The organism is Falsigemmobacter intermedius, from assembly GCF_004054105.1.
GTDB lineage: Bacteria > Pseudomonadota > Alphaproteobacteria > Rhodobacterales > Rhodobacteraceae > Wagnerdoeblera > Wagnerdoeblera intermedia.
This window is the reverse complement of sequence record NZ_SBLC01000012.1, coordinates 83,968-102,305: the sequence shown is the minus strand read 5'-3', so window position 1 is coordinate 102,305 and position 18,338 is coordinate 83,968. Positions and strand designations below refer to the sequence as shown.

General features: G+C 64.2%; 12 protein-coding genes. 6 read left to right on the top strand and 6 right to left on the bottom strand.

Features of this window, described 5'->3' with window-relative positions; all coding sequences use genetic code 11:
* Positions 1-93: 93 nt before the first annotated feature.
* The 4 genes from EP867_RS10420 to EP867_RS10405 all read left to right on the top strand — a co-directional run bounded on the left by EP867_RS10420 (position 94) and on the right by EP867_RS10405 (position 8,938).
* Positions 94-1,356, top strand: coding sequence for a metallophosphoesterase family protein (locus tag EP867_RS10420; protein WP_128488889.1), 1,263 nt, complete (start codon positions 94-96; stop codon positions 1,354-1,356).
* Entirely contained in the window at positions 1,356-4,757 is a 3,402-nt protein-coding gene (locus tag EP867_RS10415) for an ATP-binding protein (RefSeq protein ID WP_128488886.1), read from the top strand. The genes EP867_RS10420 and EP867_RS10415 overlap by 1 nt, the downstream gene beginning before the upstream one ends.
* A 580-nt stretch (positions 4,758-5,337) precedes the next feature.
* The gene (locus EP867_RS10410; protein WP_128488884.1) at positions 5,338-6,420 is read left to right on the top strand and encodes an AbrB family transcriptional regulator; all 1,083 of its coding nucleotides are present in this window, start codon (positions 5,338-5,340) and stop codon (positions 6,418-6,420) included.
* Positions 6,421-6,508: 88 nt separating this feature from the next.
* On the top strand, positions 6,509-8,938 hold the full coding sequence (locus tag EP867_RS10405) for an ATP-dependent helicase (protein ID WP_241656885.1): 2,430 nt from the start codon (positions 6,509-6,511) through the stop codon (positions 8,936-8,938).
* Positions 8,939-9,016: 78 nt separating this feature from the next.
* Here EP867_RS10405 and EP867_RS10400 read toward each other — a convergent pair whose 3' ends face one another.
* The 6 genes from EP867_RS10400 to EP867_RS10375 all read right to left on the bottom strand — a co-directional run bounded on the left by EP867_RS10400 (position 9,017) and on the right by EP867_RS10375 (position 16,389).
* A complete protein-coding gene (locus tag EP867_RS10400; RefSeq protein ID WP_128488880.1) occupies positions 9,017-10,198 on the bottom strand; it encodes an MFS transporter in 1,182 nt (393 codons plus the stop codon).
* 263 nt (positions 10,199-10,461) lie between these two features.
* Entirely contained in the window at positions 10,462-11,574 is a 1,113-nt protein-coding gene (locus EP867_RS10395; RefSeq protein ID WP_128488878.1) for a pyridoxal phosphate-dependent aminotransferase, read from the bottom strand.
* Between the two features lie 69 nt (positions 11,575-11,643).
* On the bottom strand, positions 11,644-12,531 hold the full coding sequence (locus EP867_RS10390) for a lysophospholipid acyltransferase family protein (protein ID WP_241656884.1): 888 nt from the start codon (positions 12,529-12,531) through the stop codon (positions 11,644-11,646).
* A gap of 27 nt (positions 12,532-12,558) precedes the next feature.
* On the bottom strand, positions 12,559-13,434 hold the full coding sequence (locus EP867_RS10385) for a DMT family transporter (protein ID WP_128488874.1): 876 nt from the start codon (positions 13,432-13,434) through the stop codon (positions 12,559-12,561).
* Positions 13,435-14,054: 620 nt separating this feature from the next.
* Complete coding sequence (gene ilvN / locus EP867_RS10380) at positions 14,055-14,615, bottom strand: acetolactate synthase small subunit (protein ID WP_128488872.1); 561 nt, start codon at positions 14,613-14,615, stop codon at positions 14,055-14,057.
* 16 nt (positions 14,616-14,631) lie between these two features.
* Positions 14,632-16,389, bottom strand: a complete 1,758-nt coding sequence (locus tag EP867_RS10375; protein ID WP_128488870.1) for an acetolactate synthase 3 large subunit — start codon at positions 16,387-16,389, stop codon at positions 14,632-14,634.
* 481 nt (positions 16,390-16,870) lie between these two features.
* On the opposite strand from EP867_RS10375, the gene EP867_RS10370 reads away from it, so the two are divergent.
* Positions 16,871-17,239, top strand: a complete 369-nt coding sequence (locus tag EP867_RS10370) for a hypothetical protein (protein WP_128488868.1) — start codon at positions 16,871-16,873, stop codon at positions 17,237-17,239.
* 181 nt (positions 17,240-17,420) lie between these two features.
* On the top strand, positions 17,421-18,305 hold the full coding sequence (gene purU, locus EP867_RS10365; protein ID WP_128488866.1) for a formyltetrahydrofolate deformylase: 885 nt from the start codon (positions 17,421-17,423) through the stop codon (positions 18,303-18,305).
* Positions 18,306-18,338: the final 33 nt, after the last annotated feature.

Genomic DNA, 18,338 nt, shown 5'->3' with positions numbered 1-18,338 from the left:
CTGCGGCGTGATTTCCGCTCTCAACCCGATGGTGACTTGTCCGCGGCGCGCGCGGGACCCATAGTCGGTTTCTGGTAAGGCTCTGGTGGTTCATTGGCTTTTCGTTTCATTCACACCGCAGATCTGCATCTCGATGCCCCGTTGAAAGCCATTGCGCTGCGCGACCCGGATCTGGCGCGGGAACTGGGCGTGGCCTCGCGTCGGGCGCTCTCGCGGCTCATTGATCTCTGCATCGCGGAAGCCGTCTCTTTTCTGCTGATCGCCGGTGATCTCTGGGACGGCACCTACAGCTCGACACGCACGCCGCGCTTTCTCAAGCAGGAGCTGATGCGGCTCGATGCGGCAGGAATCAGATTCTTCCTCATCAGGGGCAATCACGACGCCCTTGCCCGTCAGACCGGAGAGCTGGATCTGCCTGCCAATACCCATCTGTTCGGGGCGCGGGCCGGGACGGCAGAGCTGATCTGCAATGACCAGCCCGTCGCCATCCACGGCCTCAGCTTCCGCGAGGCCCATGCCCCGGAAAGCCTGCTGCCGCGCTATCCGGCGCCGAAGCCGGGTGCCTTTAACATCGGCATGATGCACACCAGCCTGAACGGCAGCCCAGGCCATGACAACTATGCCCCCAGCAGCCTCGCGGATCTGGAGGCGCATGGCTATGACTACTGGGCGCTTGGCCATATCCACCGCCGCAGCGAATATCGCGGCCGCGCCACCATCGTCATGCCGGGGATCCCCCAGGGACGCGATATCGGCGAAGCCGGACCGGCCTCGGTCACTCTGGTGGAGGTGGCCGATGACCTCAGCATGACGGTGGAGCAGCGCTCGGTGGCTCTGCTGCGCTTTGAGCGGCTGGTGCTGGACTGCAGCGGGATCGACGATTGGAGCGCGCTTCTCGCGGCCCTGGAAGCTGCGATCCGCGCGGCCGCGCAGGCTCCGCGCGACGAAGACCACCTCGTGCTGCGCCCGGTTCTGCACGGGGGGACGCCACTTTCCTGGCGCCTGCGGCGCGACCTTGACCGCCTGGGCGAGGAGGCCCGCGCCATGGCCTCGGTCAGCGGGGTCTGGATCGACAAAATTGAGCTTCACACCTCCGACCCCCGCGCCGGGGCCGGTGCGGCGGGCGCGCATCTGCCGGCAGAGCTGGTCACAACCCTTCTGACGGAACTGCCACAGGACGCAGCACTGATGGCCGCCCTGAAAGGCGCAGCCCGTGATCTCCTGAAGGACCTGCCGCCCGAATTGCGCGACATCTTTGGTGCGGATGAGGAAGAGTTCTCCGAAACCTGCCGCGGGATGCTGGTTGAGGGGACGCCGATGGTGCTGGCGGGTCTGACGGAAGAGGAAGCGAAGTGATGCGGCTCGACCGTCTTGATCTGACCCGCTATGGCCGCTTCACCGACCGCAGCCTGAGTTTTCGCCGGCCTGATCCGGGCGGCGCGGATCTGCACATTCTTTACGGGCCGAATGAGGCTGGGAAATCCACGCTCTTTTCCGCCTGGCTCGACCTCTTGTTCGGGATCGGCGCGCGCACGCGCTATGACTTTCTGCACGCAGGCCCTGCCCTGCAGATCGGCGCGGCGATCACTCATCCCGGCGGCAGTCTGGATATCCGCCGCCTCAAGCGCAACAGCGGCAGCCTGACCGATGCCCATGGCGCGCCCCTGCCCGAAACCCGGCTGACCTCTGCCCTCGGAGGGCTGACGCGCGAGGGCTATTCGGCGATGTTTTCGCTGGATGATGAAACCCTGGAGCGCGGCGGAGAGAGCATTCTGTCGAGCCGCGGTGATCTGGGGCAGATGCTCTTTTCGGCAAGCGCGGGTCTGGCCGGCCTGGCCCCGCAACTCGATACCCTGCGCCAGACCCTCGACGGGTTTCACCGCACCGGCAAGCGCAGCGGCTGGCTTTATGATGCGAAAAAACAGCTCACCGAGCTGGAGCGCAGACGGCGTGAGCTTGATGTCTCCGCAGGCACCCTTCAGCGTCTGATCAAAGAGGCCCAGGCCGCAGAACAGGCCTGGTCTGAGGCCCGCAGCGCTGAGGAGGCAGAGCAGCACCGGCTTGACCGGCTGCAGGAACTGGCAGGCACGCTTCCGCTTCTGGCCCGGCTCTCGCGGCTGCGCGAGGCCTGCGCGCCTTTCCAGGGCCTGCCCGAAGCCACAGAAGAGCTGCAAGAGCGCTTTGACGCGCTGGAGGCCGAGCGCGAAAGGCTGAGCAATCGTATCAAAGACCGCGCCCTGCGCCTTGAATACCTGGCAGACCAGCGGGCCGCGCTCTCCCCCGATCCCGAGATCCTTGCGCGGGCCGCTGCCATTGAGGCGGCCGAGGCGCTGCGTCCTGAGCATGACGGCGCCCGCAAGGATCTGCCGCGCCGCCGTGACGAAGCCGCCGAGGCCCGCACCCGTCTGAACGGACTGCTGGCGCAACTGGGTCAGTCCGGGACCGATCCGCAGCAGATCCTCCTGCCCCCGCAGCGCATGGCGGCGCTGCGTGCGCTGCTGACGGCGCGTTCCGGTCTGCAAAGCAGCGCCGCAACCTCGGCACTTGAAGAACGCAAAGCCGCAGATTTTCTGGCCCGCGAGACCGCACGCCTGGGCGATCCGGGCCCCGCAGAAGATGAAGCCGCCCTGACCGCCCTGCTCGCGCGGCTGCGCAGTCACGATCCCTCAGAAGCACTGGCCCGCGCCAGGCGTGCCCGGGAGGAAGCCCTCAGCCGAAGTGAGGCCGCGCTGCAGGCACTCGCGCCCTGGAGGGGCACGGGCGCGGCTCTTGCGGCGCTGAGCCCGCCGGGCGGGCGGGAAATTGCAGACTGGCAGACCAGGCTCGGGCGCGCAGAATCCGCTGAGCACGACGCCCGCCGCGACCTCGAAAGGCTCCGCGACGAGATCGCACAGCTTGAGCGGGAGAGCGCAGAGCGCAGCGCCACCCGGAGCGCCGCAACCGCAGGCGGGCTCACGCTCGCCGATGCCGCCAGAATCCGGCAGCGGCGTGAGGCACTCTGGGCGGCGCATCTGACGGATCTGACCAGGGAGAGCGCAGATCGTTTTGAACAGGCGCTGCGCGAGGACGACCGCCTGTCACTGCTGCTGGCCACCAGCCTGGCAGAGGCCCAGCGCGCCGCGGGCGATCAGGCACGGCTGGACAGCGCAAAACTGCGCCTCTCAGAGGCAGAGGCCCGCCTTGCGGCAGCCATCTCGCTGCAAAGCGCGGTAACCGCAGAGATTACGGCTGCTGCGGCGGGGCTGGGGCTGCCTGTGACCGCACTTGCGGATCTGACCTCCTGGCTCGAGCGGCGCAGCACCGCTTTGAGTGAACTCAGCGCTTTGCGTGCGGCAGAGACGGCGCTGCAGGGCTGCGAAGAGGCGCTTGGGGCGGCGCGGAACCTGCTTGCGGCCGCGCTTGGCATCCCGGACACCTCCGACAGGCCGCCTTTTGAACTGCTGCTCGCCACCGCCGTAGCGCGGATAGAGGCGGCAGAACGCCGCCGTGAGGCCCGCCAGCACCTTGCCGCTCTGACCGCCGATCTGCAGGAGCGCAGGGCAGCCGCGACAGAGGCCGCAGAGGCCCTCGCGGCCTGGCGCAGCCGCTGGCAGAGCCAGACCAACGCCACGCTTCTGGCCGGTCTTTCCGAAGAGGATCCCGGCGCTGGCGCGGTGCTTGATCTCCTTGATCAGCTGAGCGTCGTGGCGCAGACCACCGCCACGCTCGACGACCGCATCGCCAAGATGGAGGCCAATTGTGAGCGGTTCGTCGCGGCAAAAGACGCGCTTCTGAACGCCCTTCAGATGCCGCAGGATCAGCCCTGGAGCGATGTTCTGCAGCGCCTGCGCCGCGCCCAGGATGCCGCCCGCGACGATGAGGCCCTGGACAGCCGTCTGGCCGCCGAGAACCGGGACGACGCCCGCGATCACCGCGCTCTGAGCGCCTGCTGCGGGGAAATCGCTGAGATCGGCACCGCACTGGGCTGGACGGAGCAGTCGGGCAGCCTTGCGGATCATCTGCGGCGCTGCCGCGAAGCTGCACAACTGCGCCAGGAAATCGAAGGGCTCGAGAGCGAATTGCGCGACCGTCCTTTGCCCGGCCCTGATGAAACGCCTGAGGTCGTGCGCCAGCGCGTTCTGGATCTGCGGGCCGCCCTGACGCTGCTGCGGTCCGAGACCGAAAGCCGCCTCGCCGCCTGCCTTGAGGCAAAACAGAGGGTTGAGGCAGTGGGCGGCGACGATCAGCTTGCGCGCATCGCCGCTGAGCGTGAGACCCTGCTGCTCGAGATCCGCGAGCGTGCCACAACCCATCTGACGCAGAAATTCGGCCTGATCGCCTTTGAGGCAGGCCTGCGTCGCTACCGCGATCACCACCGCAGCAGCATGATGACCCGCGCCTCTGAGGCCTTCAGCCGCCTCAGCCGCGGCGCTTACAGCGGTCTCGCGGCCCAGCCGGACGGAGCGCGGGAGGTTCTCGTCGCCCTCGCTGTGGGGGGCGGCGCGAAACTTGCGGCGGATCTGTCAAAGGGAGCGAGGTTTCAGCTGTATCTTGCCCTGCGCATCGCAGGCTACCACGAGCTGGCGCAGAGCCGCACTATGGTGCCCTTCATTGCCGATGACATTATGGAAACCTTTGACGACGGGCGCTCGGCGGCGGCCTTTTCGCTGCTCGGCGAGATGTCCCGCCTGGGCCAGGTGATCTATCTGACCCACCATCGCCACCTCTGCGACATCGCCATTTCCGTCTGCCCGGAGGCAAATATCATCGAGCTCTGACGGGTGGTGAGGCTGCGAGCCCCCGGGATGAGCAGGTCTGCCTCCCTGCCCCTCCGGTCTCGCCCCGGGCCGCAGGCACCTGTCATCTCCGGTCAAAGAATTACGATCTGTACAAAAGGCTTTCCTGAAGGCGACCCGCGGTGCTTTGCAGGTGGTGAGCGGCCGCGGACGCCTGCCATTATTTGTCCTCTGCTCATCGCCCGAAATGCTGTGCCGGGAGGGGGCCAGGCTCCGCGTAACGGCAGCCAGTGACGGCCATCCTGCCAGTCCGGTTGAGACCGGGGACCGTCTTCCGCCTGCCCGACTGTAGAGAAACGGCAATCACGCAGAGGTCTTTCAAAACACGCCCGCAGCAGGTGCCTCCGGAGACTCCACGACCGGGCGTCGGAGGAGCAGGCACCGCAATGCGCCATACCGCAATCGGGCGCTCCCTCTCCCCTGTGACTTTCAGGCAGCCTTGCCGCTTTCGCCCGCTGCAAGGGCGGCGCGCGGCTTTGCTTCACGCGCGCTGCGGGTTTTGCGGGTTCGGCCTTGCACTTCCCGATGCGGCGGGGGATGCCTTTGCTAAGGGGACGCGGCGATGAGACTCAAAAAATATCTGTACGGGCAACGGCCCTCGGTGATTCTGGCGAGCTATGCGCTGGGGCTGGCGGGCAGTCTGATCGCCATGGCGCTGGGGCTGCCGCTGCCGATGATGCTGGGCTCGCTGCTGGCGGTGGGGATCGCCTCGGCGCTGGGTCTGAAGCTCTTTGGTGAGCACCCGCGTGTGCCGGAGAAATGGCGTATGGTGCTGCTGCCGATCGTCGGCACGGCCATCGGCGGCGTTCCGGAAGATTTCATCGCCCAGCTGGCCACCTGGTGGCCCACGGTCCTCGCCGTCTTTCTTTATGTGCCGCTGGCGCATTTCCTTGGCTATCAGCTTTACCGCCGCTTTGGCCGCACAGAGCCTGCCACCGCCTATTTCGCCGCCATGCCCGGCGGCTTCATTGAGGCCATGGAGATGGGCCAGGAGCGCGGGGCCGATATGGCCATGCTGTCGATCCTGCAGTTTTTGCGGCTGATCCTGTGCATTCTGCTGGTGCCGATCCTCTTTTCCTTCATCGCGGGCCATGCGGTCGGATCATCGGCGGGCGTGGAAATGCCGGGGTCCGCGGCGCCGCTGGGTGTCGTGGATGTTGCCATTCTCGCCTTCTGCGCCATCGCGGGCTATTTCGGGGGCCGCGCCATCGGGCTGCCCGCCGCCGTTCTGGTTGGTCCCATGACCCTTTCCGGCCTGGCCCATGCCATGGGGCTGACCGCTGCCGTCCCGCCGGGCTGGACCATTCAGCTGACACAGTTTGTGGTGGGCACGACCCTCGGTATGCGCTTTGCGGGCTTTGCGCTGTCGCGGATCTGGGCGGCGGTGAAACTCTCATTTGTCTATATCACCATGACGCTGACACTGGCGCTGATCCTCGGGCTGGTGCTGGCGCCTGCGGCCGGGCAGCCGGTCTCCGCCGTGGTGCTGGCCTTCGCCGCCGGCGGCGTGACCGAGATGGCGCTGGTGGCCATCTCATTGAACCTCTCGGCAGTCTATGTGACGCTGCATCATGTGGTGCGGATCATCGTCACCGTCTTTCTGGGCCGCTTCGGCTGGGAACTGGTCCGGAAATCGGCGGATTAACCGCCGCAGACCCGGAACATTCAGGGAACGTGGGCTTCCCCTTGGCGTATGAGGCGCTATATTGGCGGCAACAAGCCGGGATATGCCAATGACCGAGACCTCTTTGCCCCTCAGCCAGCGCGCCATGATGGCGCAGCGCCCTGCCCCTTATCTTGAGGGGCTGAACGCCGCGCAGCGGGCGGCTGTTGAGGCGCTGGATGGTCCGGTCCTGGTGCTTGCGGGCGCGGGCACCGGCAAGACCCGGGTGCTGACGACCCGGATCGCGCATCTGCTCAACACCGGCAAGGCGCGGCCCCATGAGGTGCTGGCGGTGACCTTCACCAATAAAGCCGCGCGGGAGATGAAAGACCGCATCGGCCGCCTGATGGGTCAGGCGATTGAGGGGATGTCCTGGCTTGGCACCTTCCACTCGGTCGCGGTGAAAATCCTGCGCCGTCACGCCGAACTGGTGGGGCTGAACAGCAGCTTTACCATTCTCGACACCGATGATCAGCTGCGCCTGATGAAACAGGTCATCATTGCCCGCGGCATTGATGAGAAGAAATGGCCTGCCCGGCAACTCGCCTCGCTGATCGATCACTGGAAGAACCGCGGCTGGACGCCCGAGCAGGTCTCGGCGGCGGAAGCGACCGAGTTCAACCGCCTCGGGATCACGCTTTACAAAGACTACCAGAACCGCCTGAAGGATCTGAACGCCTGCGATTTCGGCGACCTGCTGCTGCACTGTCTGACGATCTTTCTGCAGCATCCCGATGTGCTCGGTCGCTATCAGCAGTGGTTCCGCTATATCCTGGTGGACGAATATCAGGATACTAACGTCGCGCAGTATCTCTGGCTCAGGCTGCTGGCCCAGGGCTATCGCAACATCTGCTGCGTCGGCGATGACGACCAGTCGATCTACGGCTGGCGCGGCGCAGAGGTGGGCAATATCCTGCGCTTCGAGAAGGACTTCGCCGCCGATGAAGACAAGGGCCGCGCCGGCCCCCAGGTCATCCGGCTGGAGCAGAACTACCGCTCAACCCCGCATATCCTGGCGGCCGCTTCTTCGGTGATCTCCGGCAACCGCGAACGGCTCGGCAAAACCCTCTGGACCGATCAGGCTGAGGGCGAGAAGGTCCGGCTGATCGGCCATTGGGACGGTGAAGAAGAGGCCCGCTGGATCGGCGAAGAGGCCGAAGCCCTGTCGCAGGGCCGCCGCCCCCAGGGCGTGGTGGGTCTGAACGATCAGGCGATCCTCGTGCGCGCCTCGCATCAGATGCGCGCCTTTGAGGATCGTTTCCTGACCATCGGCCTGCCCTACCGCGTCATCGGCGGTCCGCGCTTTTATGAGCGGCTCGAGATCCGCGATGCCATGGCCTATTTCCGCCTGGCCATCACGCCTTCAGATGATCTGGCCTTTGAGCGGATCGTGAACACCCCCAAGCGCGGGCTTGGCGATAAGGCGCAAAGCCTGATCCGCGATGTGGCCCGCAGCCATGAGGAGCCGCTTCTGTCGGGCGCGCGGCGTGTGGTCGAGGGGGGCATGCTCGGCGGTAAGGGCGGCGCTGCTTTGCGCAAGTTCGTCCAGGACATGGACCGCTGGCATGAGGAGGTGCTGAACGCCCGCCCCGTCCTTGCGGAAGATCTGGTGATTGGGCCGGTGGTGCCCGATGCGGCCCCGCACCGCGATCACAATCACATCCGTCTGGCCGAGAAAATGCTGGAAGACTCCGGCTATATCTCGATGTGGCAGAACGACAAAACCCCCGAGGCTGAGGGCCGTCTGGAGAACCTGAAAGAGCTTGTGAAGGCCCTTGAGGAGTTTGAAAGCCTGCAGGGCTTCCTTGAGCATGTCGCCCTGATCATGGACAATGAAAAGGACGAGGCCTCTGAGAAGATCACCATCATGACGCTGCATGGTGCCAAGGGGCTGGAGTTTCCCGCCGTCTGGCTGCCCGGCTGGGAGGAGGGGATTTTCCCCTCGCAGCGCTCGCTCGATGAGACGGGCAACCGTGGCCTCGAAGAAGAGCGCCGTCTGGCCTATGTCGGCATCACCCGGGCTGAGCAGCTCTGCACGATCTCTTTTGCAGCGAACCGCCGGGTCTTTGGCCAGTGGCAAAGCCAGCTGCCCTCGCGCTTCATCGATGAGCTGCCCGAGGAGCATGTCGATGTGCTGACCGCGCCGGGGCTTTACGGCGGCGGCTATGGGGCGGCTGCCCCCTCTTATGGCAAAAGCGGTATCGAGGCGCGGGCCTCAGAGGCCAATGTCTATAACTCGCCGGGCTGGCGCCGCCTGCAGGCGCAAAGCGCAAAGCCCGCAACGCCGCCGCGCAAAATCACGCCGCCTGCCGCGCTGAACGGCGAGATCATGCCCGATTTCGACCCCGGTGCGCGGGTGTTCCATCAGAAATTCGGCTATGGCACCGTGGTCTCTGCCGAAGGCGACAAACTCGGCGTGGAGTTCGACAAAGCCGGAAGCAAACATGTGATGTCCTCCTATGTCGTCTCCGCCGATGCGGCGAGTGACGTGCCGTTCTGATCCGCGAGGCAGGCTGCCACCACGCTCTGCCAGCGAAAAGGCCCCCGAGGGGGCCTTTTGACGTGAGGCGGAAAGGACTTAATCCGTCCGGTCCGGCGACAGCAGGGCATAGGCCAGACAGCCAAAACCCAGGATCAGCGCCAGAAAGCCAAAGATCGCCTGAAAACCGGCGAGGCTGCCGCCGGTGGCCACCGCCGCCTCATAGATCGGCCGGGTGGCAAATTGCACAAGCCCCGTGCAGCCGATGCTGCACAGGTTCAGAAGCGTCACCCCGCGACCCACCATATGCGGCGGAAAGAACGCCCGCCCATGCGCCATGATCAGCGCAAAAGCCGTGCCGAAAAATCCCGAGAGCGTCACAAGCGAGACCGCCAGCCCAAGGCCGGGCTGCGGGTTCCACCACAACACCGACATGGCCACAAAGCCCATCAGATTGCCCCCCAGGATCACCTTTTTGCGGCTTTTGATCAGCCGTTCAATCGGGCCATAGAGAAAGCTTCCAAGGGTCATCGCCACACCCATCAGAAGCATATATGTGCCGGTCCCGGCCGCATCAGCCTCATAGACTTTGGTGAAATAGGGCCCGCCCCAGATGCCCCGCATGGTGGCAGCCGGAGCATAGCCGACCGCGATCATGATAAAGACGCCCCAAAGCGCGGGCTGGCGCAGAATGCTCCGCCAGCTGCCGCCGCCGGGGGGAACCTCTGCCCGAAGGGGGTCGCGCACGAAGATCACCACACCCAGCGCGGCCAGAGCCGTGACACAGCCCAGAAAGCCCATGGCCACCCGCCAGCCCAGCGCTTCTGCCGCCAGCGACAGCGGCAGCGCCGCGCCGAGATTTCCAAGGCTGCCGACCCCGATCAGCACGCCGCTCAGCGTGCCGAAGACCGCCGCCGGATAATTGCGCGCAAAAATATACATCGAGCCCATCAGGACCGGCGCGCAGCCTGTCCCGATCAGCAGCATGGCGACATAGACATCGCCCGCGCTTTGCGCAAAGGCCAGCCACCACGCCCCGCCCGCCCCGCCAAGGGCCAGCAGAAGCGAAACCGTACGCCGCGGCCCCCAGCGGTCAAGCGCCATGCCGACCGGGATCTGCACCGCCGCAAAAGCCAGAAAGAAAAAGCTTGATGCCGTGGCCAGTTCCCCTTCCGTCACCCCCGGATCCAGCGCCAGCGCAGGGGCCAGCACCGCCAGAAAGGCACGGTAGAATTGTGACATCACATAGCCCAGAACCAGGGCCAATATCCCCATTTTCATAAAAAACCCCTCTCTCCCGCCGCGAGAGTGGCGGGGCCGCCGTCCGGATGCAAGGGAAAGCACCGGTGCCGGCACCCTTCGCAGGTTGCGCTGTGATGGGGAGGGATTTTCGTGAAACCTGCCGGAGCGGCAGGACGGCCGGCCTGAGCCGGACAGGATCGCACCTGCCCTTAGCGCCCTTCAACGGCGGCCCCTGCCGGGCCGATGAGCGCAAAGGAGCGGCCCCTCTTTCGGGAGGAGCCGGAAACTGTGGAGCCTTGCGGTTAAAGCGAGGCGCGCGCGGCGGAGAGGGCCTCTGGCAGCGCAGCCTCAAGGGCCGCGTGATCCGCCTCAGTGCCGCAGCTGATGCGGATACAGCGGTCATGCGGCGCAACAAACGGCATGCGGATGAAGATCCCGCGCTGTCCCAGCTCACGCACGATGGCGCGGGCCAGATCGCCCCCCGCTCCGCAGTCAATGGTCAGAAAATTCGTGGCCGAGGGCAGCGGGGTCAGGCCGTTTTGCTGTGCGATCCGGGCAATCTCTGCCTTTGAGGCGTCAACCTTCGCACGCACCTGCGTGATCCAGTCCGGATCGGCCAGCGCCGCCAGCGCCCCGGCCTGGGCAATGCGGCTCATGCCGAAGTGATTGCGCACTTTGTCAAAGCTGCGGATCAGATCCTCATGCGCGATGGCATAGCCCACGCGCGCCCCCGCCATGCCCTGCCCTTTTGAGAAGGTTCGCATGCGGATCACCCGCGGGTCTGCCGGATCGATCGCCGGAGCCGTGCCCTCGGGCGCAAGCTCGATATAGGCTTCATCCAGCACCAGAAGGCTGCCGTCGGGCACGGTGTCGATCATCTGCTGAATGACCGCCGCCTCATGCCAGGAGCCCATAGGATTGTCGGGATTGGCCAGATAGATCAGCTTTGCCGAAACCTCTGCCGCCTTAGCGATCAGCGCAGCAGGATCTTCGTGATTGCCGTCATAGGGCACCTTGTGAAGCTGGCCGCCAAATCCGGTCACATGGAAGTTGAAGGTCGGATAGGCCCCGTCAGAGGTGACCACCGCATCCCCCGGCCCAACCATCATGCGCACCAGATAATTCAGCAGACCGTCGATCCCCTCGCCCACAACGATATTGCTGCGCGACACGCCATGCTTTGCGGCCAGAGCCTCACGCAGGTCGAAGTTTTCCGGATCGCCGTACATCCAGCAGGACGAAGCCGCCTCCGCCATGGCCTTCACGGCCAGCGGTGAGGGGCCATAGCCGCTTTCATTGGCACCAAGACGGGCAGCAAAGGCGGCACCCTTTGCGCGCTCCTGGGTTTCAGGGCCGACGAAGGGCACCAGAGAGGGCAGTTCTGCCACCAGGGGGGTATACCGCGGACCACGCATCTTCGCCTCACTCTATCGCCTGCATGTCAGCGACATTTGGGCAAATTTGCAGGCCGCTGCAAGACTTGCTTAAGCCTCTTCGCCGATGAGCGGGGCGCCTGCGCCTTTCCAGCGACGGTGGATCCAGAACCACTGCTCCGGATGGCGGCGCACAAGCGCCTCCAGGCTGTCATTGAGCGCCTGGGTCATCTCTTCGGGGGTGGTATGCGGGATCGGCGCTTCAACAACGATCTGAAAATTCAGCCCGTCCGGCTGGCGGATGCCATAGGTGGGAATCAACAGCGCATCATATTTCAGCGCCATTTCGGCCGCCGAAAGCGCGGTCTTGGCCTCATGCCCGAAAAAGCCCAGCGTCATGCCATGTGACATATGGTGATCGACCAGCATGCCCAGCACGCCACCGCCGCGCAGAAAGCGCACCATCTGCCCCAGACCCCGCGGGCTGCGCGGAAAGAGCGGACGCGAGATATTCCCGATCGCCTCTTCGTAATGCGCATTAAAGAGCTTGTTCACCATCGGCATATAAAGTGCGCCGACCTGAATGCCCCTCGCCCCCATCGCGGCCCGCGATGCGTCGTAATTGCCGAAATGCCCGGTCACCAGAATGACCGGCCGCCCGGCATCCCGCGCGGCATCCAGCGCGGCCACCCCCTCGCCCACGGGCGGAACGGCGGCGGTGCGTTCGATGAACTCTTTGCCGGAGTAAATCTCAATGATCGTGCGGCCCACGTTGTCGGGGACCTCACGCATCAGACGGCGGACCTCTGACTTCGGAAGTTCAGGCCAGACGAGCGCAAGATTGTCGCGTACACGACGGTTCCAGCCCGCAATCGGGGCCACCACCCGCGAGACCACCCAGCCAAAGAGCGGCACCCGCATCCGATAGGGCAGCGCCAGCGACAGACCGATCACTGCACGCAGAACTGCGTTCACTACCCTGTGCTTAAACTTCGGCATCATCCTGTCCCATGCGACCCGACCCGGTCAGTCACGCCCCTGGGCGCTGCGGGTCTCACGGTGCCACACATAAATACCCGAGACTACGATCACAAGCGCACCCACCCCGGTCCAGAGATCGGGCATCTCTCCAAAGAAGAGCCAGCCCCAGAAGGTGGCGCAGAGAAGGCCCACATAAGCGAAAGGCGCGATCACCGCCGCCTCGCCGGTAATGAAGGCGCGGATCATGAAAAGCTGCCCCACCGAGCCGATCAGCCCGATCGACAGAAAGACGAGAAGATGCTCAGAGGCAACCGGGGTCCATACCGTCGGCAGGGTCGCGGTGGTGATGACTGAGCCGGTCAGCGCCGCATAGATCAGCGCCGTCCAGACCGGGTCCTTCGCGCCCATTTTTCGGGTGATCAGTGCATTGGCAGTATAGCAGACCGCACAGGCGAGCGGCAGAAGCGCAGCCCAGCCAAAGACGCCCGAGCCCGGGCGGATAATAATCAGCGCTCCGATCAATGCCGCAAGAACGCCTGCGAGCCGCCGCGGCCCGAGCTTTTCTCCAAGGAAAACCGCCGCCCCGAGGGTGATCAGAACCGGGTTGATGTCTGCAATCGCCGTCGCCTCTGCGAGCCCGATATAGGGCATCGCCAGGAAGAAGAACGCCGTCGCTCCGAACTGACAGACCGAGCGGATGAGATGCGAGCCCAAATGCGCCGTGCGCAGATATTGCAGCAGTTTCGGCGCGATCAGGCAAAGGACGACCACGACCTGCCCGGTATAGCGCGACCAGACCACCTGCATCGGATGGTAATGCTGCGCCATGGTCTTGGCGACCGCATCCATGAAGGAAAAGACCGAGACCGCAAGCAGCATGTAAAGAATGGCCTGAGCCTGTCGGCTGGCGGGGGCGAACATGAGGCAGGCTCCGGGGTCAGAGAGGATCGGCACAGGTCTGCGGAGGCCCGCAGCGATTGTCAATGCCGCAGCCTGACGGTGGGACCGGTTGTAATCCCGGGCGTGCTTTGGGGGTCATGCATGACGGCTCGGTCTTACGGAGCGGCTGCGCGCAGAACGGGCGGCTGTGGAGGGCCGGGGTTTGAGCGGGTGGATTTCATATCCGGACGGACTGTCGGACAGGAAGGCCTCGGGAGACGCTCTCACGGCCTGCCGGCGTGGCAGAAAGCAGGACTGGAAAGGCGCATTGCAGCGGCCCTGAAATGGCATCCCGACGAGGGCGGCACGGCGTTGCAGCGCATGGCTTTTCGGACGCAGCCCGTGAGACTGTGCGGTGAGCTCAGAGGGAGATGGGCCTTCAGCGCAGGTCGACGCTCTGCCGGCAGAGGAAGTCGGGCCGGGCGTGCCCGGGCGGGCGGCAGTTTGCGCGGCAGCCCCCGGGGGCTGACGGCCCCCGGACCCCCGTGAGTATTTAGGAAAAAGCCAAAGACTGCGGCGGTTCAGGGTCGGGCGTGTTTTGCGGTCCCCTGAACGGAAAAGGCCGCCCCGTCAGGGGCGGCCCGGAGGTGAATGAAGCGTTGTCAGACGCCGCGCGAGAGAGCGGCAACGCCGGTGCGGGCGACTTCGATCAGGCCCAGCGGGCGCATCAGCTCGGCAAAAGCGTCGATCTTCTCCGGGGTGCCGGTCATCTCAAAGATGAAGCTTTCGAGCGTGCTGTCGACGACATTGGCGCGGAAAATCTCGGCCAGACGCAGGGCCTCAATCCGCGCCTCGCCCTTGCCCGCCACTTTCAGAAGCGCCAGTTCGCGCTGCACGCTCGGGCCTTCGACGGTGAGGTCATGGACCTCATGCACCGGGACCAGACGGGCCAGTTGCGCCTTGATCTGCTCGATGACCTGCGGCGTGCCGCGCGTCACCACGGTGATCCGCGAGCGGTGACCGGTATGGTCCACCTCGGCCACGGTGAGGCTGTCGATGTTGTAGCCACGACCGGAAAACAGGCCGATGACCCGGGCGAGAACGCCCGATTCATTGTCGACGATCACCGCAAGGGTGTGGCTTTCGATCAGCTCACCATTGGGATCGCGCAGATCATAGGCCGAATGGCTGGTTGCGCCTTTGCGAATGTTCAAAGCTGCCATGATCTCTCTCCCGCCCTCAGACCAGAACCGCGCCGCCGGCCTGGATGACCCCCTGGGTCTCCGCCTCACCGAGCAGCATTTCGTTATGCGGCTTGCCCGAGGGAATCATCGGGAAGCAGTTCTCATGTTTTTCCACCAGGCAGTCGAAAATGACGGGGCCGTCATAGGCGAGCATCTCACGGATCGCGTCATCGAGATCATCGGGGTCAGAGACCTGAATGCCCTTGCAGCCAAAGGCCTCGGCGAGCTTGACGAAGTCCGGCAGGCTTTCCGACCAGGAGTTGGAATAGCGCTCGCCATGCAGCAGTTCCTGCCACTGACGCACCATGCCGAGACGTTCGTTATTGAGAATGAACTGCTTGACCGGGGCGCGAAACTGCATGGCCGTGCCCATCTCCTGCATGTTCATCAGCCAGGAGGCCTCGCCTGCGATATTGATCACCAGCGCCTCAGGATGGGCGACCTGCACCCCGATTGAGGCCGGCAGGCCATAGCCCATGGTGCCGAGGCCGCCCGAAGTCATCCAGCGGTTCGGCTGATCAAAGCGCAGATATTGCGCCGCCCACATCTGGTGCTGGCCCACCTCGGTGGTGATATAGCGCGCAGGATGGTCTTTGGTCAGTTCCTGCAGGCGCTGAAGGGCGTATTGCGGCTTGATGATCCTGCCGCTCTGGGTGAAGGCCAGGCAGTCGACCTTTTTCCACTCTTCGATCTGCGCCCACCATTTCGCCAGAGCCTCGCGGTTGACCTTACGGCCGCGCGATTTCCAGATACGGAGCGCATCTTCCAGCACATGGGCCACATCGCCGAGGATCGGCACATCCACGCGGATCACTTTGTTGATCGAGGAGGCATCGATATCGATATGTACCTTCATCGAGCCGGGGCTGAAGTCCGCCACGCGGCCGGTGATGCGGTCATCAAAGCGCGCGCCGACGTTGATCATCAGATCGCAGCCATGCATTGCGAGGTTGGCCTCATAAAGACCATGCATGCCCAGCATGCCAAGCCAGCCCTTGCCGCTGGCCGGATAGGCCCCCAGACCCATCAGGGTCGAGGTGATCGGAAAGCCGGTGGCATCCACAAACTCGCGCAGCAGCTGGCTTGCCGCGGGCCCTGAGTTGATCACGCCGCCGCCGGTGTAGAAGACCGGACGCTCTGCGGTTTCCATCAGTTCCACCAGACGGGTAATCGCCTCGGTGTCGCCCTTCAGGCGCGGCTGATAGCGCTGCTCTGCCAGCTGGCGCTGGTCGGTATAGACCGCTTCGGCGAACTGCACATCTTTCGGAATGTCGATCAGCACCGGGCCGGGACGGCCCGAGGTCGCCACGTGGAAGGCCTGGTGGATGGTCTTCGACAGATCGGCGGTGTCTTTCACCAGCCAGTTCATCTTGGTGACCGGGCGGGTGATGCCCACGGTGTCAGCTTCCTGGAAGCCGTCGGTGCCGATCATGAAGGTCGGAACCTGGCCCGAGAAGACCACGATCGGGATCGAATCAAGCAGCGCATCCACGATCCCGGTCACCGCATTGGTTGCACCGGGGCCGGAAGTCACCAGCACCACGCCGGGCTTGCCGGTCGAGCGCGCATAGGCCTCGGCCATGTGAACGGCCGCCTGCTCGTGACGCACGAGAATATGACGGATGTCATTTTGTTGAAAAATGGCATCGTAAATCGGTAGGACAGCGCCGCCCGGATAGCCGAAAATTACCTCGACGCCCTGATCTTTCAGGGCCTGAACGACCATATTGGCTCCGGTCATCGTCCGCGACATGGTATCCTCGCTTGTGCCTTGGCTTGTGCCTGTGGGAATGCCTGCAAATCAAAACGCCCCCGGGGGTCTCCGGGGGCGCATGGGTCCGATCTGGTTCCGTTACCGGTCCATGCGCCTGTTATGCGTCTCTACGACAATAAGAAGCATTGATCTGACCCTCCGCCTGCATTCGGTGGCGACATTATGAGCGGGTACCGGCCGCGTCAACAGCGCATCTTCACAAAATATGTCCCTCAGATCGTCATTTTTGATATTTTATAACCCGACGGAGGTTCATCTGGTAATATTCTGAATCAAATTGCCCGCCCTGCGCGAATTTTTGCCCCCCCTGCGGCAAACTTTCGCCATGTGGATGAAAAAATCTTAACGATTCCTTCAAAGGCGGCAGATTGCGCCCTATCTTCGCCACAAACAGACTTTAGGATGTAAGGACGGGCGGATACTGTTCCGTTCTGTCTGCTGAACGGAAGGCTAAACTCTGATGACCCCTGCTCTGCTTATTCTCTCCGGCGCTGCCGTGACCATCGCGGCTCTGATCGCCTTGTTCTCGGGCGTGTCGTTCGGGATGGTGGCTGCGGGCTATTTGCTGGCAGGGCTGGTGTTTTCGGCAGTGATCGTTCTGGCGGGTGTGCTGCGCAACCGCAACAGCGCACGCGACGCCCGCTATTATACTGAAGTCGAAGCCGAAATGATTGCCCTGCGTGAAAGCGCGGTGCTGGACGGCCGCTTCGGCTCCGGCAGCCCTGAGGCGCTGTCGCCGGTGCTGCACCGCAGCCTGCTGGCCCGCGAACAGGCGAGTGAGCGGGCAAACCAACAGGACAGCGAACTGCTGATCCGCGTTCGCCGCTGATCAGGCTCCCAGAAGCCCCCGCAGCCCGGACCCCGCGTCCGGGCTTTTTCGTATCTCCGGACTGCCCGGGGCTGAATGGGGCGCACCTGTCCGAAAGCATGCTGGTGCCAGGCGCAGCAGGCCGCTATATCAACCCACGCTGAAAAGAGACGCCCGCTCGCCCGGGCGCGAGGAGGGAAGTTTGACCAGCCATGTTCTGACCGTCCGTTGCCCGGCACGCCGCGGTATCGTCGCCGCCATCTCGGGCTACCTTGCTGAGCAGGGCTGCAATATCACCGATGCCGCGCAATATGATGACGTTGGCACGCAGACCTTCTTCACCCGCATCAGCTTTACCCCCGAAACCGGCACCACGCTGGAGGGGCTGCGGGCGGGCTTTGCCGAAGTTGCGGCACCTTTCGAGATGGACTGGGCGATCCATGACGGCCATCACCGCATGAAAGTGCTGCTGATGGTCTCAAACTTCGGGCATTGCCTGAACGATCTGCTCTATCGCTGGCGCATCGGGGCGCTGCCCATTGATATCGTGGGCGTGGTCTCGAACCATCTGACCTATCAGAAGGTGGTGGTGAACCATGACATTCCCTTCCACCACATCCGCGTCACCAAAGAGAACAAGGCTGAGGCCGAAAAGCGCATCATGGATGTCGTGGCCGAGACCGGGACCGAACTGGTGGTGCTGGCGCGCTATATGCAGATCCTCTCGGATGAGTTCTGCGCGAAGATGTCGGGGCGGATCATCAATATTCACCACTCGTTCCTGCCGTCCTTCAAAGGCGCCAACCCCTATAAGCAGGCCTATGAGCGCGGTGTGAAGCTGATCGGGGCGACGTCACATTATGTGACCGCCGATCTCGACGAGGGCCCGATCATTGAGCAGGACACGATTCGCGTGACCCATGCACAAAGCGCGGAAGATTACGTCTCGCTGGGTCGTGACGTGGAAAGTTCGGTCCTGAGCCGCGCAATTCATGCCCATATCCATCACCGCGTTTTCCTGAACGGCACGAAAACCGTGGTCTTCCCGGCAAGCCCCGGCTCCTACGCCTCTGAGCGGATGGGCTGAGGCCCGGGGTAAGCGACACGCCCGCGCGGTCAT